Here is a 21,938-nt window from a genome sequence, read left to right as displayed (position 1 = left end):
TCTTGACACGCGGGAATCGGCCTGGTACTTATCGCATCTGCTCCCGTATATCTGAATGGAAATAATGTATAGCACCCACGACGACCACGACGCAAAACCCGTCACTGACCGGATCCACGACAACTCGTGGTCAGCGAATCTCGAAAAGCCGGAACACGCCGACGACCGCCAGCTGGTGGTCGACCAGGCTCTCTCGGCGATCGACCACACCGCTTCAGGCAACCACGTCAACCTCGTCACACACGCCAACCACGGTCATCCGGAGAGCTACCTCTACGACGTATTAGAGAGCGAGGGAGGTGACGATGTTGATTGGGAATACATCGAACAGTGTGGTTGCGGGGGGCACGTCGTCAGAGCTCACGTTCCGTAGCATTCGTAAGCAGCGATTTTTCGATCGGCTCAATTTCTCCGTATACGAAAGCCGAGTTACTTTCGACTTCCTCACCGAATCTACACTCGCTTGGCACTATTGAAATCCTCTTAGTCAGATACGAACTGTGATGAAACAGCCGGTAAGTGGGTCTGCTTATTGTTCGCTCGACTGGCCCGATATTTCCTCAATTTGAAGCTCCCACCCTTGAATGTCCTGCATCGGTTCAGCCTCAGAGAACAAGCTTGGGTACCATGCATTGTCCTCAATTGCATCAACCACGTCAGTCCATTCATCCTGAGCAACCTGTCGAAGAGGCCCCGTTGCAATGACGCTTTGCCAGTTGTGCTTTGAAACTACGTTATAGGTGGTGAAACTGGCTTTCCCGGTTTTCTTTGCGAATTTCTCCTTTTTGCTCTGTTCACCAACGCGTAGAAACACGAAGAACAGTCGGGACTCCCCATCATAGCCGAATGAAACTGGGACTCCGTATGCTTCCTCCCCGTTGGTTAGTGAAAGAACTCCAAACCCTTGGTTACGCAAGAACTCGTCAATTTCCTGCTCATCCATCTGAATTCCCTGGAGTTCGGCAAGGCTTTCTGGTGGCATCTCTCCTATAGGATACCACGCCAGTGCATGAATCGCTTGGGGCAGAATACACTGACCACCAGCGATATACACACGCCCTATACCTAGCGAATCGGGCACTATTCCTGTTAGCTGTTGAGAATTTCAACAAAGCCACTCACTTGAATATATTCGGAGAACTAACCACGCCACTCGAGACCGTACGATATTCTATGCCCGGTTTCCCATCTCCGTTCGGAGGCGAGGACGACGAGCTCTTCGATCCCTACGACGAATTCGTCTCTGATAACGTTCCGAGGTCAGGGCCGTTTCTAGAAGGACACAACATCCTAGCTGGGTCGGATCACGTCATCTTCCATAGATTGACGCGTGAACTATTCGAGGAGCGGAAGGTGTACGACATGACGTTCAACTACAATCTCGCACGGTTGAACCTCGATACGCGTCATCCCGGCGCAGGGTATCGGTATGCGGTGGAATCATCCGATGCCGATGATGCAATCGGTGCGGACGACATCGATACCGTCTTGCGAGCCGAATTCACCCCGACGACGCCATTCTGTCCGCAGACGCACACGCTGACGATCGGCTCATTCAGGGCTTGGAACGGCCTGTCGGACCGTCACGAGTACGACCTCGTTCGTGTTCGGGCGGCGCCGATGCACCACCAGAGTGAAGCGATCAACGAACAGCTCGCAGAACTGGAAACGAAGTACCTCGATAAAGGTGACGAACACGTCGTGCCGACCGAGTCACACGAGGTGGGTTCGAACCCTATGGAGCGCTCGATGAAAGAGGAGGGGACGAGTCGAGGTCCCCAGGCGCCGTTTTGAAGTAAATTCGATCACTTGGTTGCCACTCCGGTTCCGGTTGGTTGGATATGTTCGTGTTGAGACTGACCTCTCCGCATCACCAATGAACCAACATGGCAGTGACGAAAACGCTCCCCAAGGGATGGAAACTTCGGAACAAACAGCAGTATCGCGATTCGTTCATTGAGCGCGACTACACCCGGATCGCGTATTCGGACGGCGATCGGACCATCTACATCAACGACATTCAAGAACCCAATTCGTTCGAAGGCTGGCGGTTTCTGGTTCGGGTCCAGGGTACCGTCAACCGGCAACTCGGTATTGCCGAGGATCTCTCGGAGGCCGAGAGAATCGCTCGTGAGTATATGATGCAGTGAACGAATGCGACACCATTTCCCGAACGCAACGACGATGTAGATAGCGATAACAGGCGACGACTAGTAGAATGCTTGCCGCCAGCGAAGCTACGGCTGACGATGCTCCTTACGACCGGTGGTCCTCAGCTGTGACTGAATATATTCGGAGGCATCGACTCACAGTTCCATCACGAACGCATAGACGATGAGTGTCGTTCCTGGGAACCTGGAGACGGAGAAGCAGCCCCCAATGACTGTCCCGTTACGACACTTCGTCGTGGCTATCGGGTTCTTGTTTCTCGGGGGAGTTGTCGGCCTAGCAAACGCCTTCGGAATAGGATCGGGGCTCCTCCCGCTCGCTCACATTCACCTTCTGCTGGCGGGGTGGGTCTGTATCACGATTATGGGTGCGATGACCCAGTTCGTGCCCGTTTGGTCCGGCATCACGCTCCACAGTCGCCGGCTTGCGACCGTCCAACTGTGGATTGTCGGTATCGGACTGGTTGGTTTTGCGGTCGCACTGGCCGGTGGCTGGCTTCGACTCACACCGATCTTCGGTACCCTGATGGCCATCGGTTTCTGGGTGTTCGTCTACAACATCGCCCGGACACTCATCACCGTCAAGGGTCGGTATGACGTGACCGAACGACACTTCGCGTTCGCTCTCGCGTTCTTCGTTGCGCTCACGTTGCTCGGCGTCGCACTCGCAGTCGATTTCGTCCGACCGGTGTTCACCCCAGTCGGACTCTCTCGCGTCGATGTTGTCTCGGCCCACGCCACCCTCGCCATCTACGGTGCCGTCCTGACGACGGTCCTCGGCGCGCTCTATCAGTTAGGAACGATGTTCACCCAGACCGACCTTCACGGAATCGACACGTACCTCCAGCGCTTCGAGGAGGTCGGCTACCCGATTGGCGTGGTCGCCCTGGCGACTGGTCGGCTGGTCGGTCACGTCGTGCTCGCCCGCGTGGGTGGGCTCCTAATCCTCGGCGGTATCGGGTGTATGAGTATCGTCCTTGCCCGTCGACTCTACGAAACCCAGGTTCCGTGGACGCCGATGCTCTCACGGTACACTGTCGCGGCAGTGGCGATGGCTGCATGGGTCCTCGCGACTGTTCCCGTGTGGATCGGCGACCCGGTCGCGCCGGTAACTCGATTCGGCGCACCGGGAGCCGCACACCTGCTCGGGCTCGGCGTGATCGGCTTCGTCGTCCTCGGAACGATCTATCACATCGTTCCCTTCATCGTGTGGGTCCACCACTACAGCGATCGCCTCGGCGATGAGGCTGTGCCGATGATCGACGACCTCTACGACGACAGGCTGGCAGCCCTTGACCTCGGGCTGTTCACGCTCGGCGGCCTTGCGCTCGTTGTCGCGGACTGGACGCCCCTCTCGTCACTCCTCGCAGGGTTTGGCGGACTCTTGATCGTTGCTGGTATTCTTGTGTTTAGTTGGAACATGGGTTCCGTGATTCGAACCCACAGTCCGAACGGGCTCGTGGGTGTACTCGTTCCTGGCGTGTCGCGGGGCTCGCCGACCGACACCACCTCGGAGGACCCGCGGTGAGTGACCCGAAGATTCTTCGGACTACATCGATGCATTTGGCTGAGACTCGTACTTACCCGGATGGAGTGATCGAAAGTGTTCAGCGAATTGTACCGTTCATCATAGCTAACATCCAGCTTCATCCGAAGGCAAGGACCAAGCAGTTTGTTTAGCACTTATACTGAATATCTTGGATATGGACCACTTTCCAGTAATCTCGATGAAGCCTCTTTTGTGATTGGCTTCACTCCAACAGGTGGCCTGAGACGATAGCGTTTAGCTGGCTGAAATAGAGTTCATTGTCGTGCCAGAACGGTTGAGTCCTACTTAGGTCTTCCTCGGCATCCTTCCGAATCATTTCTCTGGCCTCCATAGCTCGCGGTTCGGGCGTCTGTGCGTTGGATATCCAGTTCTCGACGTTTTGTACCACCGAGTCCGTCTCTAGATGATCTATTTCTATTCCCTGTTCAGAGAATAAGTGTATCAATTCACTAATCGAAAGGGCCTGGACGTGTGAGGGATCGCGGAGACGCTCGAAGGTATTTTGATATTCAGCCCGGTCCGAATGTTCGCTGACAACCAGATCTCCGATAGCGAGAGTTCCATTCGGTCGACAGACACGAGCCATCTCCTGGACGACATGATCGGGATGTTCAACGTGATGGAGCGCCAATCGGCAAACAACAACGTCAAACGAGTTATCAGGACACGGGATAGCCTCAGCATCACCCCTGATGAAGCCGACGTTCTCTGTTTCGCTCTCTCGCTTCCTCTTTTGAGCGATCTCGAGTGGAGCTTTTGTTAAATCTAATCCAACCACCTCTGCACAGTGATCACTGAAGCTGAATGCTACGTGACCGGGGCCGGTGGCAACTTCGAGCACGCGATCACTCGAGTCAGCTCCAGTTGCTTCGACTAATCGAGCAATCCGCTCTGGATCAGTTACGGACGAGTTCGTCGCGTATGCATCAGCTTGTTTCGTGAACGCGCGACGAACAGTACGCTTATGCTCGGATGGGTTGGGCATCTTGATTCACCGTCACTGGTTCTAGAGATAGTTGGGACGCTATAATAACCAATACAGTAGTAGATGTCAGACATATATGAGACGTATGAGGGAATCGGTTACTCCCTTTCAGCTGGCGTGGATGCCAGCAAGTCGTCTCGTCAGTACGTAGGCGAAGACACTCGTCCCCAGGATACCGAGCGTGGCACCGACGTCTCCTACCACTGGTGCACCGAGTAGTGGCCCTACCGCTCGCAGTACGACTCCGAACCCGAGTATTCCGATCGTCGCGAGGCCGACGCGCTCGCTCGCACCGGTGAACTGGCCCGTTCCGATTGGGAAGAACTCGTATGCATAGCCAATGATCGTCAGCAGGAGAAAGCCGTCGAGTACGAGTGGGACGTATGCTTCGATCAACCAGGCTGCACCGCCATCGATTACAACCGTCGCGGCGACGAGTACACCCCCTGCCCCTGCGAATGCGCCCGCCAGAACGCCGACGAGACCAATGCGTCGGCGGTCGGTCCGGACCGCGACGATAGCTATCATCCCGAGATAGCACAGCATGCCGAACGCTAGAACGCCTGCACCCATCTGGAACAGTGGCCGCGTCCAGAGGCTGCCGGCGATGAGGTCGGGAGCGACGACACCACCACCGAGCGCGCCCCACGTGAGCGGCCGTGGCGGGACGACGTGGAAGAAGCCGACGAGAAGTCGCGCGCCCAGGCTGATGATTAACAGTGCCGCGAAGCCAACGGCGTAGAAGTGCACAATGCCAGGAATAGTTGTGCCGGGAACCACCTGAACGCTGGTCATCCTCGTGAGGAGTACGATGGTACCGACGGCTAAGTATAGAATCGCGAGCGGGACCACCGCGGTGGCGACACGTGTCGATCGTTGTGGGTGGTCTCTGCCGCGGATCACCACGCTCGGATCCGCCCGAAGGACAGGAACGATTGTTGCACCCAGTGCGGCCAGGAAACAAGCGACACCGAGACTCCAGAGGGTAGCACCCACTGTGACGAGTGGTCGGGGAAGCGTCGTCAGTTGTCCGGCAACGAGCACGGCAGCACCGGCGTACGAGACGACGAGGTGGACGCCGGGGAGCCGGGGTGTCGCGAGGGTCGTTCCGACGTACGCCGGGAGCAACAGGTACGCCATGCCGAAGGTCATCGGCAAGACGGCCCCCAGCAGCCCGAACAACCCGATCGCTCGAATTGACCAATCGAGCAGATACGTCGTCTGGAGGCCGACCATCCCGAGGGCGCTGGCGACGGCAAACGCGTGCGTCCAGCGACTGATGCCACCAGCTCGATTCACGAGCGTTGCCGACGAGGCCGATTACAATAAGCTACGTGCGCCGACGCGCCGGTGCGACCGCTGTGCGCCGCCCTCGTTCGAGACGGGACACTTCTGACGGAGTCAGAAGCCATAGCAACTCATGTCCGATCCATCTCGGTAGGGAATCCGAACTGACCGATCCACGAGAGATGGCGATCAGGGATCTCGAACTCCGACACCGTCTGGTAATTTCGTCTCCGCTTCGACAAAGAGAACGTTGTTCTCCTTGTGGACGTGTTCGTGCGTGTCTCGCTCGAGAGTATCGAGACGCTCGATCATACTCTCGTAGCTCGGACACGCGTCGGCTGGGGCGGTGTATCCGTCCGTCAGTTCCGCGATGCGCTCTAGCAGTTCTGCCGTATCCTCGTGGTCCGCTTCCATCTCCTCGATTTCCTCCCAGAGTTGTCGGCGTTCCCCATCGGAGAGCGACTCTCCACGGTCGAGCTTCTCGATGATCGGGAACACCTCCTCTTCTTCCTCCCGAATGTGTTCCTTCATTGCTGGCGCGAGGTCGAGATACGCTGCTTGGAGCGCCTCCAGTTCGGGATGATTCTCTCCGTGGACGCGAGCGACCTTTCTGACGAGTCCCTCCAGTGCCGGTAGTTCCTCACGCAGGTACTGATGGTGGGTTTCGACGACGTCGTCGATCAGTTCTGCGAGGTCGTCCCAGTCAGTCGCCTGAGCGTCGTCCGTCTGGACGTCGGCGAGCTGTTTGCGCACATCGTCCAGATTGACTCCTGCCTGTTCACACGCCATCTCGAGGGAGGTGTCCCCTCCACAGCAGTAATCGATATCCGCTGCCTCGAAAACACGGGTGTAGGACGGTACCTCACGGGCGAGTTCCCCTACCGGTCGCTGGGGATCGATGGTCGCGTTAGACATCTCGGATCTACGTGATGATCGCGTCCGTAGGTCCTTGAGGATAAAGCCGAACATTGCCGGAGTACGAGCCACCAGCGGTCGTGGGACGTTTATGGATACGGGGGCGGCAAGCTGTTTCTCGAAAATGTGAGCAAGCACCTCGATCAATCTACCCGCGATTCGAGGTACTCACGCAGGGCGACGGAATTGTTCTGCTCCCGGTCAGCAGCAGCGTACAGCAACGTCAGCCGTTCGTCCTTGGCGACATCGAGAACACGCTCGACGGCGTCGTCCTTCTCCTTGAACTCCGAGACGTACCGCTCCTTGAACCTCGTCCATCGGTCAGGGTTGTGATCGTACCACGTCCGGAGCTCGTCCGACGGCGCAACCTCCTTGATCCACGCATCGAGTTGTGCCTCCTCCTTCGAAACGCCTCGAGGCCAAAGCCTGTCGACGAGCACCCGCGCTCCATCGTCGTCGGGGGTATCGTAGATCCGTTTCGTAGTGATCTTCATAGAAAGCTCCTCATCGGCATGGGACTTGATGGTCACGTCTATTCGAACGTCTTCAGGGAGATGGCGCGATATCACGTGAACGAATTCGGGAGAGAGACTTCATCGTCGGAGAGTCGACGGAAACGTATGGCAACCGAAATCACCTCGACAGCCTCCGGACTTGTCGGGGCGACCGTCGGTCGGCGTACGGGGCAGTATCTGTTGGAAATTGATTGGCTGTCCGAGGACACCGACCGAGTGGCGCCTGGTGAGATTGCGACCCGTCTGGACGTTAGCGGAGCGAGCGTCACGGAGATGGGTTCGAAGTTAGAGGATGCAGGACTGGTGACCGTGAAGAAATACACCGGCGTGAAGCTGACCGAGAAAGGCAGCGAGGTCGCCCGTGAACTCACCTGGCGACTCTGCGTCGTCGAGAATTTTTTCGGGGAGGAACTCTCCGCGGATCTCGACGATGACCAGTCCTACGAGATCGGCTATACCCTTCCTCCTGAGGCTATCAAGCGATTGCGTGATCTGGTCGACCATCCCTGCATCGATCGCTGCCCCCAGACGAGACAAGACTACGATGGGTGTCGCATCGCGTAGCGCGTTCGCTCGAACATAGTCGGGGTCATGTATTGGACGACTCTTCACCAATCTGGTTCCATGAGTGCCAACCTGGACACTGACGCGGACGAAGTACTCGATGTCCGAAGGATAGACGGTCAGCCGTTCGATCCGATTATGACCGCCCTTGGAGAACTTCCCGAGGGAGAGACGCTGTTGCTCGTCAACAGTTTCGAACCTGAACCGCTGTATGATGTCCTGACAGAGCGAGGCTTCCAATACGAATCTGAGCAGCGTGGTCCGGCCCAGTGGCACGTCCGTATTGAACACGCTTGAGGGAACGACCAGACTCTTGCAGAATACGGTTCTATGGTGTCGCTCAACGGGCGGTAACGACGAGGTGGTCGTCATAGGTTCGTCCAATATCCGGGACTGACTTTCGACGTGGGTCGAAGGCCGTATACGCAAACGCCTGCCAGAGGACCCTCTCGGGACACGGACGCTCTTCGAGACTGATGCCCAGATCGGTAGCGAGAGCGACATGATCGAGCTCTCCATTCTGGAGGGGGACGGCGAGTGGGTTCGCCAGCGACGTGAGATCGAGGTCGAACGAGGGGAACAACCGGTCGGAAGCGTTCGAAGCTGGATGGTGTATCTCGCGGCGGCCAGGATAGCGAACCGACAGTTCGGGCGTGATCTCCTCGGGTTCGTCTTCACCGATCAGCTCCACGGCGCGCGGTGACAGTTCGATCCGTCGTCGGCCACCTGCTGCCACCTCAAAGTCGTCACCGTCTACCGCGAGACGGATCGAGTCGGGAGTCACGTCGACGATACGGAGATTAGGAGTTTCGTAATCCTGAACATGTGCCATACTCGCATCGCCACCCGCTGTCCCGTCGACCACGATTGCGACGCCGGTCGCTAGTTCCGTCGTAAGACCTCGGATTCCGACAGCAGTTTCGGAACGACCGACGAGGTCGTGAGTGGTCGCGTACACGAACGACCAGTCGGTAGCTGGCGGCGACGAGTCACGGAGGGCAGGCCGCCAGTAGAAGACTCGATCTCTCGAACCGTCGGTATACGGAACGGCGTCGGGGAAGAAATCTGCGTTAAATGTCGTCGGATCCAAGTCAGGGTGTTCGAGTACGAACTCGGCATAAGGAACCGTTCGAACGATCGGTTTCCGATCGTCGACATCCGGATGACGCCGCCAGCGGACCGAAGTCGTCGCCGTTCCAGCTTCTCCCTTCATGTATGTGTCTTCGCACTCCGAACAGGAAAACTTCGCCACGGATGTATTCGCTTGGTGGGAACACGAAGCGTCTCCGGATCAAATCGTTCGGCACTGTTGAAACCCTTGCTGACAAACATGACTGGTGAGTAGCTGGAGGAAGATGGATGCTCTCCCGAAGTCACGACTCCTTCGATTCGTTGAACGGGCTATGATGCTGGCTCGCCGTGCTGTGGCACGATTCTCGACTCGCTATTCACGAAAGCGGTTCACGCTCCGCCAGCACGTCGTCCTGCTTTGTCTCAAAGTGAAGAAGACGACCACGTACCGTGACCTCGTTGACGAACTCATCGAGATGCCTCGCATTCGTGACGCCCTCGATCTCGATTCGATTCCTGCACCCTCGACACTCTGCAAGGCGTTCGACCGCTTGGAGATGGCCGTCTGGCGGGTTCTCCTGAACGTCTCGCTCGCGGACTTGTCACTGAACGGTGTCACCGGTATCGATGCCTCCGGGTTTGAGCGAGCACATGCATCAACACACTACACGAAGCGAACGAACCTCACTACCCGGCAGTTGAAGACAACACTGTTGGTCGATACAGCGACCAATGCCGTTCTCGACATCCACGTAACGACGATACGAAAACACGATACACAGATTGTACCGCAGGTAGTGAAACGGAACGTAGCGTCGATTACGGTCTTGATCGGTGACAAGGGATATGACGACCAGAAGCTCCGGCGACTCGCCCGTGACCACGATATTCGGCCACTCATCAAGCACCGCGAGTTCACATCCCTCCACAAGGCGTGGAATGCTCGGCTGAATAGCGACCTCTACCATCGACGGAACATGAACGAGACAGTCAACGCCACGATCAAACAGAAATTCGGTGCATTCGTTCGGTCACGCCTCCGGTGGAAACAGTTCCGTGAGCTCGTCATCAAGTGCATCGTTCACAATCTGGAGCGAAGCCTCGCCATTTCGCACGAGGGGGGCAAATGTCCGTGATTCCGAGAGGAACGGACTGCTGAATATAGAGGATGAGTTCAGCACGATGGCTTCGTTTGTGTCATACTGAAGCCAGCGAATCAGTCGCTCAGTAGACGTGCACAATCGTCCGAAACTCCTGACTCTAATGGCGAACATATTCCTGTGTTTCCCATATGGCGGGAACTGCCTGTACCGCTATTCGAAGGGAGTTCATATGCTCATATATGAATAGCAGGACACCCGAACCAGGCATTTCGCGCCGGAGGCTCCTCTTAGCCACCGGTGTTACCGGCATCTCGGCGTTTGCGGGCTGTTTCACGGATGGAGATCCATCTAATACCACATCAGAAACGACAAAACCAACGACAGTAAGAGATCACTCGTCGCCAGATCTCGAAACGTGGGTTGATGAAGTACCTCGCCCGAGCGTCGCGGAACCAACAGAGACGAAGGACGGACACCCCTATTACGAGATCGAAATGCGCGAGGTCGAACAAAAACTCCATCGCGATCTCCCGCCAACGACCGTCTTTGGGTATGACGGTCAGTTTCCCGGACCGACGATCGAAGCTGAACAGGGCAAGCCGATCTACGTTCAGTGGCAGAACGACCTGCCGGACGATCACCTCTTACCCGTTGACACGACAGTACACGATGAGTTGGTTCCGTACGACATCCCGGGGGTACGTACCGTGACGCACCTTCACGGTGGGAACGTCGAAGCTGCAAGCGACGGTAAAGCCCGAGGATGGTTCACCCGTGACTTCGCGGAGACGGGCCCCAACTTCGAGAAAAAAGACTACTACTACGTCAACGACCAGCCGCCAGCAACCCTGTGGTATCACGACCACGCGGTCGGTATTACGCGGCTAAACGTGTACGCCGGTCTTGCGGGTTTCTATCTCCTTCGGAACGACCAAGAGCGGGAACTTGGGCTGCCCGAAGACGAGTATGAAATCCCACTCGTACTCCAGGACCGGAGCTTCAACGAGGACGGCTCACTCTTTTACCCGTCGGCCGTTTCGGAGGAGCGAGGCGGCGATAATTCGTATCCCGAGACGAGCATCGTTCCGGAATTCTACGGGGACACGCCAGTCGTCAACGGGAAAGCCTGGCCTCGGCTCTCCGTCGAACCGAGGGACTATCGGTTCCGGCTTCTCAACGGATCCAACAGCCGATATTACGACCTCAAACTACTTGAGTACGATGAAGCGTCGAGCGAGACTGGTGGCGATGGACCGTCGTTCGTCCAGATCGGAAACGACGGCGGATTACTTTCGGAACCGGTCAATATAGATGGCCGTCTCGAAATCGGTCCAAGTCAGCGTGCTGATGTCGTTGTCGACTTCAGCGACTATGCGGGAGAAACGCTACTCCTTCACAACGGCGCGCCGTCGCTGTATCGTGGCTCTCGAGAGGACAGCGACGAGACGAAGCCGCTTCCGGAGATCATGCTCGTCGATGTCACGGACTCGACGACTGTCGAAGGTCCAGGAACGGTGCCTGACCGATTGACGGAAGTTCCTGACCTCTCTACCGAGACGGTCGATCAACACAGACACCTTTGGCTCAGCATGCAGAGCGACGAGTACGGGCGGCCAAAACATCTCCTTGGGAATCAAGAGCAGGTAATGGGCTATGCGCTTGATGATCCCATCACTGAGGAGCCAGAACTCGGTACTACCGAGATCTGGAGCATCGCCAACAACACCGCAATGTCCCATCCGATGCATCTCCACCTTGTCCACTTCCAAGTCCTGGGACGACAGTCGCTGACCGACTACGATGCATCTGAGGATGGTGTCGATCCGGACTCGCTTACGTCGCCCCAACCGTATGAACGTGGTTGGAACGACGTGGTCACTGTCGATCCTGCAGAAGTAGTTCACGTGATCGCTCACTTCGGGGAGTACGAGGGACTGTTCAACGATCAGACGGGCACGTACATGTGGCACTGCCACATGATTGAGCACGAAGATTACGACATGATGCGCCCATTTAGAGTCCTCCCAAAGGCTGACGATGATACTGAGGACGAGTGACCTACTGAGAATGAAGAACTGGCTATAAATTTCCCCTCCGAATAATTGCAGAAACCCCGCCTCAGAGTTCAGCAGGCAGATCGCTAGCCGTTTTGGTAACTATGTTGCCTGTACTAACCGATCACTGCCCTTCGCAAAGTGACTCTCAGCCCATGCCACACTCGCGCTGTGTATTCAGCAGGACTGCCGAAACATATCACATAGTGAGGGTTTCAACAAGGCCAATCGTTCGAATTCAGTCTTGCGGTATTGTGCTGGACCCATGTCGAATATATCCGGACGCAGGTTTAGTTTCGACAGGCCTAATATCAAACACGAGGTGGCCCCACGATGTCAAACCCCACTCAATCCGCGCCTAGTCCCACCACGGAGGCACTCTTTGACCGGTATCTCCTTCCGAAGGTCGCACTCACGATCATCGTAGCTGCGTCCTTACTCGGCAGTTGGGTCTCTACCACGTTGGTCGGCGACAGTGGCATCGTCTCTGCAGTCGCGACGTGGGCGTTTCTCGTCGCACTGGGGACGCTCGTGGGCGGACTGCTCTGGAAGCATCTGTTCGTTCGTCCGGCGGACCTCGGGACCGGTGCTCGTGAGTACTGTGTGGCGATGTACGAGCGGTTCGATCGTATCGCCAGCCTTGCGGTGATCGTCACAGTTCTCGCGGGGGGCGTCGTATTTTGGCGGTACGTCGAGCGATTTGGAACGACCGTCGGAGTTGCTGCCCTCGCCATGCTCGTCTTGACTACGGTTGGAATCGTCGCCTGGACTATCCTCGCGGATCGGACGGTCGAATCCCAGTTCAGAAGTCGAGCGGGATTGCTCGCGCTGACGTTCGGCCTGTTCACACTGCTCGCGACGGCTATTGGCGAAGTCGCGATGCATGGTCTTGAACCGGCTGGTATTGCAGTTCGAATGTTCCATCTACTCGCCTTTGCCGTCTGGATCGGTGGGGCGGTCTGGAATATTTTCGTGGCAGTCCCGTCGGGACAGGAGCGTCCGCGGGTCGACGTCGTCGCCGCTGCCGCCGAGCAACTGGAACGCTTTCGGTGGGCCGTCCGCTTCGTCATTCCGACGATCTTCCTTACTGGAGCGTATCAGGCAGTCGACGCCATCGGCCTGAACGTCTCGGTGTACGTTACGTCGACGATCGGTCTCGCGATTCTCGCGAAGGCCGGATTCATCGGCGTGCTCGTCGTCATCTTCAAACTGTGTCCCATGTGGCGTGCCTGTTCACCCATCGAGGGTGTTTGTGACCTCGAGGAGCTTGGAGCGTCGCGGGTGGAGACTGACACGGATGTGTCTATCGATGACTGAAATTACGGATACTGCGACGGCCCCGGACATCGCTCCCGACATGGTCGTAGACAATCGGGGACGTGGCTGTGCAAGCGGCATCGTACGCGTCCAAAAAGCGCTCGAAGACCTCGACGACGGGTCGATCCTTGTCGTGAAAAGCACGGACAAACGTGCCCGAACGGAGTATCCTCAGTTGGCTGAACAGACGCCCCACGAATTGATCGCAATCACGAAAGATCGAACCGGACTGCTCAGAACTGAGTACACCACATATCTTCGCATCCGCAAGCCGTGACCGGCTCTCCCGGCCGGTCCTACACGTCGATGTGGTCGAAATCCACGGTTGCGATCAGTCGCTCGACCGTTCAGCGAGGACGATCAGTGCGACGCTCGGTTCGATTGCCCGTGGGGAGACTTCCCGGCGCCCGTCGAAACGAACGATGTCGCCCGCACTCAGGTCGTGTTCCTCGTCGTCGAGGGTGAGTTCGATCGCTCCCTCAATCAGGTAGAGGACGATCTCGCGGTCCGGGTGGTCGTGGGCCGCTACCGCTTCGCCCGCATCCAGCGTCAATCTGATCGTCTTCGGTTCGGCGTCGGGAAAGACGTTTGCGTGGGGGGTTCCCTCGAGATCCCCGATGGATACGATTTCGGCCATTGTCACGCACTCCTCGGGTCGAATTTTTCTCGTTTGATCCCCTCGCGAACGGGGTCGTGTTCGGCGTCCGTCGGCGGCGGGGCAGTAACCAGAAATGCTTCGAGCCGACTATCCTCATCAGCCTTGATCCCGCGGTCGGTGCCGGCTTCGACGACGACTACGTCGCCGGGTTCGATGGCGTGTTCGTCGTCGCCGCCGCGGACGAGTCCGGTCCCCGAGTGAACGTGAATCGCGACGTCGCTCGATGGAGCGTGTACGGGGATGAACTGGCCGGGCTCGAAGTACCCACAGACAACCTTCATTCGCTCGCTTTTGAAGACCTCCACGGCGTTGAACTTCCGGTCGTCGTAGGCCCGTTCGGCGTCGAAGTTCGTCGCGGTCACAACGACCACCTCAGCGGTCTCTCTGTTCGTCTCCCAATCGAGCGAGATGAGACTGTATCGCGCATACGACTGGTGGTTGGCGTGTACGGAGGAAGAGCTTTGGTCCGAATGTTTCCGACCGGCGACTCGTGGAGGCAGCGATCGACTGGATATGTTCGCCTCCACACCCACGGAATTGGCCATCCAACATTGATGCGTCTATGGCAAAACACGCCTTCCTGCTCCTGTCCTCACCGGAGACGCCGGGGAAATTCGCCAATCCGCTTACCTACGCACGTCAGCTCGACGAAGCGGGCCACCAGGTTGCCGTGTACTTCGACGGCGCGGCGACCTACTGGTTTGACGGGATCGAGGACCACCCGGAACCGGCGGTTCGGGCCTACGAGGACGCCAAGGAGCTGGGACTGATTGCTAGCGTCTGTGATCACTGTGCGACGTTCAAAGGGGTCGCTGACGTCGTCGAGGCCGAGGGCTTTGAGATCCAAGGGACCGAGCATGCTCCGGACGTTGCGCGGCTCGTCGACGACGGCTACGAGCTTCACATCGTTTGAGCGACGACGGTCTGGGTATCGATCGATGTACTGCTCATCGAACCTCCCGACTCGCGGCGAAACGAGGCTGTTGTATTGGGCATGTCACCGTTCATCAAGGTACGGAACACAGTGATTGAGACACCTCGAGCAATGTAATTCGTGAGCCCAGCGTATATGTTCGAACCAACCATCACGAGATTTCGGTGCTATCGACGACTATGTGGATATCTAGAGCGATTCCAGCTGTGTTGACCGCGCTTCCATCCCATCCAGGGGTGAGGTCATACTGATGTCGGTGAACTGCCTCGGGGTCAAGCCCCGAGGCTTCCCGTGGATTAGTCGGACACTCCCACTCGACCATCGGCCTGATAGCCTCGGGCAGTCGGGTGGATCACGGTCACTCCAGGAGATGATCGCATGGAAGGCCGCCGAGTACGGCATCCATGTCGAAGACGTGAACCCTGCATTCTCCTCGCAAACGTGCTCGAAGTGCGGCCACCAGTCGAGCACGAACCGCGATTCGGACGGCTGGTTCGTGTGCAACGAGTGCGGCTACGAACTCGACGGCGACTACAACGCGGCGAAGAACATCGGCAAGCGGCTGATAACTGTACCCGAGGGCAAACGTCCCTCGGGGTTGGGCGACGGTCAACTCGCCCTGAAGTCCGGGACGCTGAACCTGAGCGACGGACTCTCGTCCGCTGAGTTTCGGCCAGAAGGGGAGTCCACGGACAAGCCCCGCCCTCAGACGTGAGCGTAAGCGAGCGTTAGGGCGGGGTAGTTGACTCGGGTGCGTATCCCCACGTCTCGACGATTTCGTGTAACTCTTCGTCGTTAGTAGTCTCGGGATCGTACTCGATCGCCAAGGTCCGATTATCCGTCTCAATGGTCACTCCATCGACCCCAGGGGTTCCTTCCAAGACGGTGATGATCGTGTTCTCACAGTTGTCGCACTCGAAGACAGTATCGGTGACCGATACGGTGGCAATTGAGTCCATATCGTTTTACTAGTCGACGTCGAATGGTGGTAACGATTCACACGAATTTGTTCCGAGTATCAGTGACCGTCGTAGAGATCCACTTAGTTTATCGGAGAGCATTCAGCGCCCACTGCGGGTCTATGGCCTGTCGCACAGTCAGATAGATCGGGCGGTTACTGGGTTCCGGCAGGCAGCTGGTCCACTGTCTCGACCTCCCCAATGCGCTCGATCGCCTCGATTGGGATTTCAGTAACAGCCGTGATGATGAGACCGTCCTTACCTCCTTGTGAGCCTTTCTCCACGTCGATTAGCAACTCCTCGTAGTACTTCCGAATTATGACAACGACGTACTCGTCCCGACCCGGTCTTGTTCGAATCAGATACGAATACTGCTCCACGTCTTCTGTATCTCCCATTTCACTCAAGCTATCGATGGTCAATCGTCCCCAAATTACTGCTGCTCTGGATCTTGTCTGAGGCAATAACGAGTCTATCCCGTAGCTCCGACCGATCGAACTCTGTCATTGGGTCCAGGGGCCCCTGACCGTCAGGAGGAGACTTTGAATCGCCTTCCCGACAAAAAATCCCACGATGGCGCCGAGTAGTACTGAATCGATTCCTTGGACGGCGACGACGGTGAGTGCACCGAGGATCGCGAACCCGACTCCGAACGTCCACTCCCGTCTCATCACGTCCATAGGTCGGATGATGTCGTCGAATCGATCCGACGCGGTATTGTAGCGATCATTGGGTGGGGGACGCGTCCACACTGGCGAACCCTGCCGACGAACGACCGTTTGGGTACGCGCTCCACGATGGGTAACACGGAACTGTCACTCCTCACTGACGTGTACTGGTGATTCTGTCGTCGATCGATCGACGGCGACCTCGTGAATCTCGACGGTATTCCCGTTCTTGAAGGCACGTTCCGCGGACGCCTCCTGGTGTGCTGACTCGAAGGCGGTACTTTCTCGCCACGCTTCGTAGTCTTCTCTCGTCTCCCAGAATGTCATGGTGATGTGGCCCTCCGCGTTGACGGGTGCGAGGACTGTCATCCCGTGGAACCCCGACCTTTCCTCAATCCCGTAACTCGTTCGAAGGCGCTCTTCGAATGTTTCTACCCGTTCATCCGGAATGGTAACCCGGTTAGAAACGACGATCATTCCTGGGAGACCGTTAGTGCCGCCGTCTCCTAAATTCCCGCTCGGATATGTTCGCGCCGAGGACGTTCGTTCGTGTGTTTATGGTTATAGCCGTGGTAGTTTCGACAATGGCCGACACCAGCAGCGATCACGAGAACCACGGGACCGAACCGGTCACCGATCCCGTCCACGGGAGCGCGTGGGCAGCAGACCTTGAGCGACCCGAACACGCGGCAGATCGAGAGCTACTGGTCGAGGAGGCGATCACAGCGATCGAGAATACCGTCGAGGGGTCTCTCGTCCAACTCGTCACTCACGAGGCACACGGACACCCATCAGAGTATCTCTACGAACCACTCGATGAAACATTCGGCGACGGGGTCCGCTGGGAGTACGTCTGTCAGTGCAACTGTGGGGGTCACATCGTCCGCGTCGAGGTATGAGTGTGCGAACGACCAGCCGTGACTTGACACCCGAAAGATGACGACTACCGTCAGTGACCTTCGGCTCGCTGCCGAGCGTTTGCGGAACGCACTCGCAGACTATGAGTCGTTTCTCAATGGTTGGCAGGACGCGAACGAGCCACCCTCGAACGACGACTACGCTACACCGGCAGAACGGGACACGACGATGCAAGAAGTAACTCAGGAGTCAGGCGCCGAGTTGGCAAACGACGTCCTTGATCGCTACCACGTAGCCAGCGACGCGGTGGCGAGGTACGTTCAGCGAGTTCGAGGTCGGACGCATTCTGACTGGTCCGAAGTCGTCGCCGCAACCGAACCGGTACGGAAGGCGACACTTGCGGTTCATGCAGCCGGGTATGGCACCCACCCTGAGACGGGTGAACGCGACTACCTGCTGCCAGCCGAGCTGTGTCCCGCCCGTCGGATGTCGATGAACGCCGGTTCGTGGCCAGTCACCTTCGCAGACAGAATCTCCCAGTACCGAGCCGTCGCCAACCGGTTCGGTATCGAGGCCGATGTCGTGTACTACCCTGGGTCGGGCCACGACGTGAGCCCATCGGTCGCGTTTCCCGAGGCCGAGGTTACGTACGTCGACGTCGACGTGGCGGCGATGGACGACCTGGCAGCAGCGGGGTATGCGGCCCGTTGGGGCGACGCTACAAATTATTCCGTGGCTGGCGGCACCGACGTGATCATCCTTCGAAATTCGGGGCTCGTCGAGGAGGCAATCGTAGAGCGGAACTTGCGAGCGGGCGGTTGGGTGCTCGCCAATGACCACCTCGAATCCGCTCACCACGTGGCAGGGATGGATCGAGTTGAACTCGTGGGGGTCGTTCCGGACGATTGGCTAGGCGACACACCACGGATTGAGACTACGGACCTAGACCCACCGTACAACGAAAGAGGGGGTAAGGTGTCCGCACAGTCCGGTCCCACCGACCGGACAGGGTCACCGCTTGACCTCCACGTGTTTCGCGAGAGGACCCGTCGAGGACACGCCATATCAAACAATAAAGAGCCACCGTGACGAGTCGTCGGACTGCTGACCTGAACCGGAAAACGAACTGTATAGTGGACGCTGCGAAGTGTCAGTGGAAGTGTTCGCCCCAGTGCCTATCCACCCTGGCCCTAAAGTCGATAGTATGGGTACGGAGATTGACCTGACTGGTGCGTCTCGTGACGCTATTCGAGATCGCCTTTACGAGCAGTTTGACGGTGGCGAAGTGGGGGATACGTTTCATCTGATCGCAGATCAGGTGCCCGGCTTCACGTTGCTGCGGTATCAAATTGAATGTAACATCCAGCTCTCGTGGGACGTGACGAGGGATGCAGACGGGGTTCGGATGGCGGTCGTGGTGGAGGGCGACCTCGCCGCCGCCGCGCTCCCGGACTTCGACGTCCGCGTCATGCCACCACAGCGACGCCACGAGGTGTTGCTCGAGGGATTCGACGAACTTGCCCCTGGGGAGGGGTTCGTGCTGGTCAACGACCACGACCCGAAGCCGCTATACCACGAGCTCCGATCGACGCGCGGTGAGACCTTCGAGTGGGAGTATCTCGACGAAGGGGGACGTGAGTGGCGTGTCGCTATCGAAAAGACCGAGGAGTCCACTGCGCCGGACGACGACGTCATCACCCGGTACGACGTCCGTCAGATTCCCAAACCCGAGCGGCATCCGTCGATACACCATCGGTACGGAATGATCCCGGAAGGCGAAGCGATGGAGATCGTTGCTCCCCACGAACCCCGGCCGTTGAAACAGGAGTTCCAGCAGCGATACGGCGACGCCTTCGAGTGGCGGATCGTCGAGCAGGAACCGGGCCGCGTCGCCGTCCAGATCACGAAGCGCGTGGACGTCGATGGTGAAGACGCCGAAGCGAGCTCCTGTGCCGGTGAGAATGCCCATCACGAGGGTCATACTCATCACGCCGGCGAGGAGGTCGATGGAGACGGGGAAGCAGCGTCCGGGACCGACAAGGACCTCGACGTCGAAGTCAGCCAGGAACTCGACGTCAGGGAGTATCCGCCTGTTCGTCGCCACGAGCTGATCTTCCAGGCGTACGACGACCTCGAACAGGGTGAAGCGTTCGTCCTCGTCAACGACCACGACCCAAAGCCGCTGTACCATCAGTTCACTGCCGAGGAAGGGCCGGAATTCCACTGGCAGTATCGACAGAAGGAATCCGGGGAGTTCCGAGTACTCGTCGGAAAAGTCGCCGAAGGCGAAGAGGCAGCATTAGATCCTGCAGAAGAGGGCGCCCCATTCTGAACGGCGTAATAGGCTACCGAGTTCAAGCTGAGCCTGACCATCTATTGGATACACGCCGGCGCGGTGGCGCTCAATCGGTCGAGAACGTGGTCTGGGGTTGACTCCGGTGATCGAGTGAACCTAGGCTCACCGCTCACGATTTGAGTTGCCGGAAACAACCCTACGACAGCGGCTAAAGAACGCCCGAACAGACGGTTCAGATAATCTATGATAGAGCCCGAACGCGGACGGAAGCAAGAATACGTCGCAATCATCGACCAGGACAAGGTCACCGACGAAGTGCGCAACATCGCCGTCAAGTACGACCCACTGAACCGATCCGGACACGAGGGTTTCCACGTCACTGAGAGCGGTGAGCTCCACATCGACGACGCCAACGTGCTGGCCGAGCACAGGCTCATCGAAAAGAAGATTCCTAACGACGCGATTCAAATCGTCCCGCTTCCAGCGGAAACCGGGCACCTCGTTCACCAGTATGGCGAGAACGGGTTCCGCTTGTACAATCTCCCGATCCCGGACGACGGTTCCGTTATCGGTCTCCTCGGCCGCAACGGTATCGGGAAGAGTACTGCGTTGGACATTTTGGCTGGCAACCGAGTACCAAATTTTGGCGGTGCCGATGAAGAGTTAAACTGGGATCGGGCGATAAAGTCATTTCGGGGGACGACTCTGCAGACCCATCTCGAACGGCTCCGAGACGAGTCGGTCGTCACCGCATACAAGAACCAGCGGGTCGATACCCTCCACGAGACCGACGCGGAAACGGTACGCGAACTGCTCGCTCTCCGTTCGGACGAACCGGACCGATTCGTCGATACACTCGATATCCGCTCGATTCTCGATCGGCCACTGTCTTATCTGTCCGGCGGTGAACGACAACGGGTTGCTATCGGTGCGACCCTCTCGACGACGGCGGATCTCTATCTGTTCGACGAACCATCGTCGTTTCTGGACATCAAACAGCGGTTGTCAGTGGCACGGACGATCCGCAGTCACGTGCAGGAAACCGATGTCGCGGCTGTTGTCGTAGAACACGACCTTGCGACGCTCGACCTACTCTCTGACGCGATCCACGTCCTGTACGGTGAACCGGGGGGATTCGGCATCGTTGCCCAGCGGTCGGCAGTCCGGGCGGGCATCAACCAGTTCTTGGAGGGAAAACTATCGGAAGAAAACGTTCAAATTCGGCGTCACTCGATTGACTTCCCGTCAGCTGGCTCTCGCGACAGCGGAAACAACGAACCAGCCCTTGTATATCCGCAGCTTGAAAAATCGGTCGCGGACTTTTCTCTCATCGTCGGACCGGGACAGATTCACGCCGGTGAATCGGTGGGTATCGTCGGAGAGAACGCGCTGGGCAAAACGGCGTTCGTAAAAATGCTCGCCGGGAGTGTAACTCCCGATAGTGGACGGGTTCCGGACGATGTCCTCGTCTCGTACAAACCCCAGTATATCACGCCGGATAGCGACGTTATAGTCCGTGAACGCTTTGCATCGGTCACCGATATCCACGCCCAATCATTCAAAACACGAATCCAGAATCCCTTCGACCTCGAATTGTTGTACGCTCGCTCACTTGACTCGCTTTCGGGCGGGGAGTTACAGCGTGTCGGGATTGCACTATGTCTCGCTCGTGATGCAGATCTCTATCTCCTGGACGAACCCTCGGCGTTCCTCGACGTGAACCGTCGAGTGGTACTCGCTGACCGGATTCACCAGTTTAGCAAACGAACGAACCGACCCGTGCTCGTCGTGGATCACGACCTCTTCGTCATCGACCGAGTTGCCGATCGGTTGATCGTCTTCGAGGGCGAACCGAGTCAGAGTGGCTATGCAAATTCTCCGCAATCGATGCGGGATGGCATGAATGCGTTTCTATCTACCCTCGGAATCACGTTTCGACGGGACGAATGAACCGGCAGGCCACGAGTGAATAAGCCGGGCAGTCAACTTGACCGGAAACAAAAGTCGAGCGGCGAATACTACTACCGGTACTGATCA

At 57.6% G+C, this 21,938-nt stretch carries 27 protein-coding genes; 16 read left to right on the top strand and 11 right to left on the bottom strand.

What is annotated here, in order from left to right; genetic code table 11:
• Window positions 1-55 precede the first annotated feature (55 nt).
• On the top strand, window positions 56-373 hold the full coding sequence (locus tag LDH74_RS23870) for a CGCGG family rSAM-modified RiPP protein (protein ID WP_226042948.1): 318 nt from the start codon (window positions 56-58) through the stop codon (window positions 371-373).
• Between the two features lie 156 nt (window positions 374-529).
• On the opposite strand, the gene LDH74_RS23865 is transcribed toward LDH74_RS23870, so the two are convergent.
• Complete coding sequence (locus LDH74_RS23865) at window positions 530-982, bottom strand: pyridoxamine 5'-phosphate oxidase family protein (RefSeq protein WP_226042947.1); 453 nt, start codon at window positions 980-982, stop codon at window positions 530-532.
• A 191-nt stretch (window positions 983-1,173) separates the two neighbouring features.
• Between LDH74_RS23865 and LDH74_RS23860 the strand changes: the two genes are divergently transcribed.
• From LDH74_RS23860 to LDH74_RS23850, 3 genes are all read left to right on the top strand, one after another.
• On the top strand, window positions 1,174-1,794 hold the full coding sequence (locus LDH74_RS23860; protein ID WP_226043164.1) for a hypothetical protein: 621 nt from the start codon (window positions 1,174-1,176) through the stop codon (window positions 1,792-1,794).
• 92 nt (window positions 1,795-1,886) lie between these two features.
• Window positions 1,887-2,150 carry a hypothetical protein gene (locus LDH74_RS23855; protein WP_226042946.1) on the top strand — a complete coding sequence of 88 codons (264 nt, stop codon included), beginning with the start codon at window positions 1,887-1,889 and terminating at the stop codon, window positions 2,148-2,150.
• A 229-nt stretch (window positions 2,151-2,379) separates the two neighbouring features.
• Window positions 2,380-3,696 (top strand): hypothetical protein, encoded by a 1,317-nt coding sequence (locus tag LDH74_RS23850; RefSeq protein WP_345778576.1) that lies wholly within the window; start codon window positions 2,380-2,382, stop codon window positions 3,694-3,696.
• Window positions 3,697-3,919: 223 nt separating this feature from the next.
• Here LDH74_RS23850 and LDH74_RS23845 read toward each other — a convergent pair whose 3' ends face one another.
• The 4 genes from LDH74_RS23845 to LDH74_RS23830 all read right to left on the bottom strand — a co-directional run bounded on the left by LDH74_RS23845 (window position 3,920) and on the right by LDH74_RS23830 (window position 7,398).
• Window positions 3,920-4,702, bottom strand: coding sequence for a methyltransferase domain-containing protein (locus LDH74_RS23845; protein ID WP_226042944.1), 783 nt, complete (start codon window positions 4,700-4,702; stop codon window positions 3,920-3,922).
• A gap of 108 nt (window positions 4,703-4,810) precedes the next feature.
• On the bottom strand, window positions 4,811-6,001 hold the full coding sequence (locus LDH74_RS23840) for a hypothetical protein (RefSeq protein ID WP_226042943.1): 1,191 nt from the start codon (window positions 5,999-6,001) through the stop codon (window positions 4,811-4,813).
• Between the two features lie 177 nt (window positions 6,002-6,178).
• Window positions 6,179-6,904 (bottom strand): iron-sulfur cluster repair di-iron protein, encoded by a 726-nt coding sequence (gene ric, locus LDH74_RS23835; RefSeq protein ID WP_226042942.1) that lies wholly within the window; start codon window positions 6,902-6,904, stop codon window positions 6,179-6,181.
• A gap of 143 nt (window positions 6,905-7,047) precedes the next feature.
• Window positions 7,048-7,398 carry a DUF488 family protein gene (locus LDH74_RS23830; protein WP_226042941.1) on the bottom strand — a complete coding sequence of 117 codons (351 nt, stop codon included), beginning with the start codon at window positions 7,396-7,398 and terminating at the stop codon, window positions 7,048-7,050.
• Window positions 7,399-7,524: 126 nt separating this feature from the next.
• On the opposite strand from LDH74_RS23830, the gene LDH74_RS23825 reads away from it, so the two are divergent.
• Window positions 7,525-7,983, top strand: coding sequence for a metal-dependent transcriptional regulator (locus tag LDH74_RS23825; RefSeq protein WP_226042940.1), 459 nt, complete (start codon window positions 7,525-7,527; stop codon window positions 7,981-7,983).
• Window positions 7,984-8,043: 60 nt separating this feature from the next.
• Entirely contained in the window at window positions 8,044-8,280 is a 237-nt protein-coding gene (locus tag LDH74_RS23820) for a DUF2249 domain-containing protein (protein WP_226042939.1), read from the top strand.
• A gap of 43 nt (window positions 8,281-8,323) precedes the next feature.
• Here the strand turns inward: LDH74_RS23820 and LDH74_RS23815 are convergent, their stop codons facing one another.
• Window positions 8,324-8,815: a hypothetical protein gene (locus tag LDH74_RS23815; RefSeq protein ID WP_226042938.1), complete on the bottom strand. Its 492-nt coding sequence runs from the start codon at window positions 8,813-8,815 to the stop codon at window positions 8,324-8,326.
• 523 nt (window positions 8,816-9,338) lie between these two features.
• Here LDH74_RS23815 and LDH74_RS23810 point away from each other — a divergent pair.
• From LDH74_RS23810 to LDH74_RS23795, 4 genes are all read left to right on the top strand, one after another.
• The gene (locus tag LDH74_RS23810; RefSeq protein ID WP_226043163.1) at window positions 9,339-10,190 is read left to right on the top strand and encodes an IS5 family transposase; all 852 of its coding nucleotides are present in this window, start codon (window positions 9,339-9,341) and stop codon (window positions 10,188-10,190) included.
• Between the two features lie 206 nt (window positions 10,191-10,396).
• A complete protein-coding gene (locus LDH74_RS23805; protein WP_226042937.1) occupies window positions 10,397-12,214 on the top strand; it encodes a multicopper oxidase in 1,818 nt (605 codons plus the stop codon).
• 459 nt (window positions 12,215-12,673) lie between these two features.
• Window positions 12,674-13,528 (top strand): hypothetical protein, encoded by an 855-nt coding sequence (locus LDH74_RS23800; protein ID WP_226042936.1) that lies wholly within the window; start codon window positions 12,674-12,676, stop codon window positions 13,526-13,528.
• On the top strand, window positions 13,521-13,805 hold the full coding sequence (locus LDH74_RS23795) for a sulfurtransferase TusA family protein (protein ID WP_226042935.1): 285 nt from the start codon (window positions 13,521-13,523) through the stop codon (window positions 13,803-13,805). Before LDH74_RS23800 ends, LDH74_RS23795 begins: the two co-directional genes overlap by 8 nt.
• 54 nt (window positions 13,806-13,859) lie before the next feature.
• On the opposite strand, the gene LDH74_RS23790 is transcribed toward LDH74_RS23795, so the two are convergent.
• Window positions 13,860-14,165: a cupin domain-containing protein gene (locus LDH74_RS23790; RefSeq protein ID WP_226042934.1), complete on the bottom strand. Its 306-nt coding sequence runs from the start codon at window positions 14,163-14,165 to the stop codon at window positions 13,860-13,862.
• Window positions 14,166-14,167: 2 nt separating this feature from the next.
• Entirely contained in the window at window positions 14,168-14,548 is a 381-nt protein-coding gene (locus LDH74_RS23785; protein WP_226042933.1) for a cupin domain-containing protein, read from the bottom strand.
• Window positions 14,549-14,748: 200 nt separating this feature from the next.
• Here LDH74_RS23785 and LDH74_RS23780 point away from each other — a divergent pair, with 200 nt between their 5' ends.
• Window positions 14,749-15,099, top strand: a complete 351-nt coding sequence (locus LDH74_RS23780; RefSeq protein ID WP_226042932.1) for a DsrE family protein — start codon at window positions 14,749-14,751, stop codon at window positions 15,097-15,099.
• Between the two features lie 271 nt (window positions 15,100-15,370).
• Complete coding sequence (locus tag LDH74_RS23775; protein WP_226042931.1) at window positions 15,371-15,835, top strand: transposase; 465 nt, start codon at window positions 15,371-15,373, stop codon at window positions 15,833-15,835.
• Between the two features lie 13 nt (window positions 15,836-15,848).
• Here the strand turns inward: LDH74_RS23775 and LDH74_RS23770 are convergent, their stop codons facing one another.
• From LDH74_RS23770 to LDH74_RS23760, 3 genes are all read right to left on the bottom strand, one after another.
• Window positions 15,849-16,079, bottom strand: coding sequence for a heavy-metal-associated domain-containing protein (locus tag LDH74_RS23770; RefSeq protein WP_226042930.1), 231 nt, complete (start codon window positions 16,077-16,079; stop codon window positions 15,849-15,851).
• Between the two features lie 155 nt (window positions 16,080-16,234).
• Window positions 16,235-16,486 carry a hypothetical protein gene (locus tag LDH74_RS23765; protein ID WP_226042929.1) on the bottom strand — a complete coding sequence of 84 codons (252 nt, stop codon included), beginning with the start codon at window positions 16,484-16,486 and terminating at the stop codon, window positions 16,235-16,237.
• Window positions 16,487-16,894: 408 nt separating this feature from the next.
• Complete coding sequence (locus tag LDH74_RS23760) at window positions 16,895-17,224, bottom strand: antibiotic biosynthesis monooxygenase (protein ID WP_226042928.1); 330 nt, start codon at window positions 17,222-17,224, stop codon at window positions 16,895-16,897.
• A 107-nt stretch (window positions 17,225-17,331) separates the two neighbouring features.
• Between LDH74_RS23760 and LDH74_RS23755 the strand changes: the two genes are divergently transcribed.
• The 4 genes from LDH74_RS23755 (at window position 17,332) to LDH74_RS23740 (ending at window position 21,851) form a co-directional block, all read left to right on the top strand.
• Complete coding sequence (locus LDH74_RS23755) at window positions 17,332-17,646, top strand: CGCGG family rSAM-modified RiPP protein (protein ID WP_226042927.1); 315 nt, start codon at window positions 17,332-17,334, stop codon at window positions 17,644-17,646.
• A gap of 37 nt (window positions 17,647-17,683) precedes the next feature.
• Window positions 17,684-18,694, top strand: coding sequence for a hypothetical protein (locus tag LDH74_RS23750; RefSeq protein WP_226042926.1), 1,011 nt, complete (start codon window positions 17,684-17,686; stop codon window positions 18,692-18,694).
• Between the two features lie 115 nt (window positions 18,695-18,809).
• Window positions 18,810-19,937: a DUF2249 domain-containing protein gene (locus LDH74_RS23745; protein ID WP_226042925.1), complete on the top strand. Its 1,128-nt coding sequence runs from the start codon at window positions 18,810-18,812 to the stop codon at window positions 19,935-19,937.
• 207 nt (window positions 19,938-20,144) lie between these two features.
• Window positions 20,145-21,851, top strand: a complete 1,707-nt coding sequence (locus LDH74_RS23740) for a ribosome biogenesis/translation initiation ATPase RLI (protein WP_226042924.1) — start codon at window positions 20,145-20,147, stop codon at window positions 21,849-21,851.
• Window positions 21,852-21,938: the final 87 nt, after the last annotated feature.

This window comes from Natrinema sp. DC36 (assembly GCF_020405225.1).
GTDB lineage: Archaea > Halobacteriota > Halobacteria > Halobacteriales > Natrialbaceae > Natrinema.
This window is presented reverse-complemented; position numbering and strand designations above follow the sequence as displayed.

What these genes read in the sequence shown, in the direction of transcription:
- LDH74_RS23870 (WP_226042948.1), top strand. Translation starts at nt 56, where the DNA reads ATGGAAATAATGTATAGCACCCACGACGACCACGACGCAAAACCCGTC.
- LDH74_RS23865 (WP_226042947.1), bottom strand. Translation starts at nt 982, where the DNA reads ATGCCACCAGAAAGCCTTGCCGAACTCCAGGGAATTCAGATGGATGAG.
- LDH74_RS23860 (WP_226043164.1), top strand. Translation starts at nt 1,174, where the DNA reads ATGCCCGGTTTCCCATCTCCGTTCGGAGGCGAGGACGACGAGCTCTTC.
- LDH74_RS23855 (WP_226042946.1), top strand. Translation starts at nt 1,887, where the DNA reads ATGGCAGTGACGAAAACGCTCCCCAAGGGATGGAAACTTCGGAACAAA.
- LDH74_RS23850 (WP_345778576.1), top strand. Translation starts at nt 2,380, where the DNA reads ATGACTGTCCCGTTACGACACTTCGTCGTGGCTATCGGGTTCTTGTTT.
- LDH74_RS23845 (WP_226042944.1), bottom strand. Translation starts at nt 4,702, where the DNA reads ATGCCCAACCCATCCGAGCATAAGCGTACTGTTCGTCGCGCGTTCACG.
- ric (WP_226042942.1), bottom strand. Translation starts at nt 6,904, where the DNA reads ATGTCTAACGCGACCATCGATCCCCAGCGACCGGTAGGGGAACTCGCC.
- LDH74_RS23830 (WP_226042941.1), bottom strand. Translation starts at nt 7,398, where the DNA reads ATGAAGATCACTACGAAACGGATCTACGATACCCCCGACGACGATGGA.
- LDH74_RS23825 (WP_226042940.1), top strand. Translation starts at nt 7,525, where the DNA reads ATGGCAACCGAAATCACCTCGACAGCCTCCGGACTTGTCGGGGCGACC.
- LDH74_RS23820 (WP_226042939.1), top strand. Translation starts at nt 8,044, where the DNA reads ATGAGTGCCAACCTGGACACTGACGCGGACGAAGTACTCGATGTCCGA.
- LDH74_RS23815 (WP_226042938.1), bottom strand. Translation starts at nt 8,815, where the DNA reads ATGGCACATGTTCAGGATTACGAAACTCCTAATCTCCGTATCGTCGAC.
- LDH74_RS23810 (WP_226043163.1), top strand. Translation starts at nt 9,339, where the DNA reads ATGGATGCTCTCCCGAAGTCACGACTCCTTCGATTCGTTGAACGGGCT.
- LDH74_RS23805 (WP_226042937.1), top strand. Translation starts at nt 10,397, where the DNA reads ATGAATAGCAGGACACCCGAACCAGGCATTTCGCGCCGGAGGCTCCTC.
- LDH74_RS23795 (WP_226042935.1), top strand. Translation starts at nt 13,521, where the DNA reads ATGACTGAAATTACGGATACTGCGACGGCCCCGGACATCGCTCCCGAC.
- LDH74_RS23790 (WP_226042934.1), bottom strand. Translation starts at nt 14,165, where the DNA reads ATGGCCGAAATCGTATCCATCGGGGATCTCGAGGGAACCCCCCACGCA.
- LDH74_RS23780 (WP_226042932.1), top strand. Translation starts at nt 14,749, where the DNA reads ATGGCAAAACACGCCTTCCTGCTCCTGTCCTCACCGGAGACGCCGGGG.
- LDH74_RS23775 (WP_226042931.1), top strand. Translation starts at nt 15,371, where the DNA reads ATGTCGGTGAACTGCCTCGGGGTCAAGCCCCGAGGCTTCCCGTGGATT.
- LDH74_RS23770 (WP_226042930.1), bottom strand. Translation starts at nt 16,079, where the DNA reads ATGGACTCAATTGCCACCGTATCGGTCACCGATACTGTCTTCGAGTGC.
- LDH74_RS23760 (WP_226042928.1), bottom strand. Translation starts at nt 17,224, where the DNA reads ATGATCGTCGTTTCTAACCGGGTTACCATTCCGGATGAACGGGTAGAA.
- LDH74_RS23755 (WP_226042927.1), top strand. Translation starts at nt 17,332, where the DNA reads ATGGCCGACACCAGCAGCGATCACGAGAACCACGGGACCGAACCGGTC.
- LDH74_RS23750 (WP_226042926.1), top strand. Translation starts at nt 17,684, where the DNA reads ATGACGACTACCGTCAGTGACCTTCGGCTCGCTGCCGAGCGTTTGCGG.
- LDH74_RS23745 (WP_226042925.1), top strand. Translation starts at nt 18,810, where the DNA reads ATGGGTACGGAGATTGACCTGACTGGTGCGTCTCGTGACGCTATTCGA.
- LDH74_RS23740 (WP_226042924.1), top strand. Translation starts at nt 20,145, where the DNA reads ATGATAGAGCCCGAACGCGGACGGAAGCAAGAATACGTCGCAATCATC.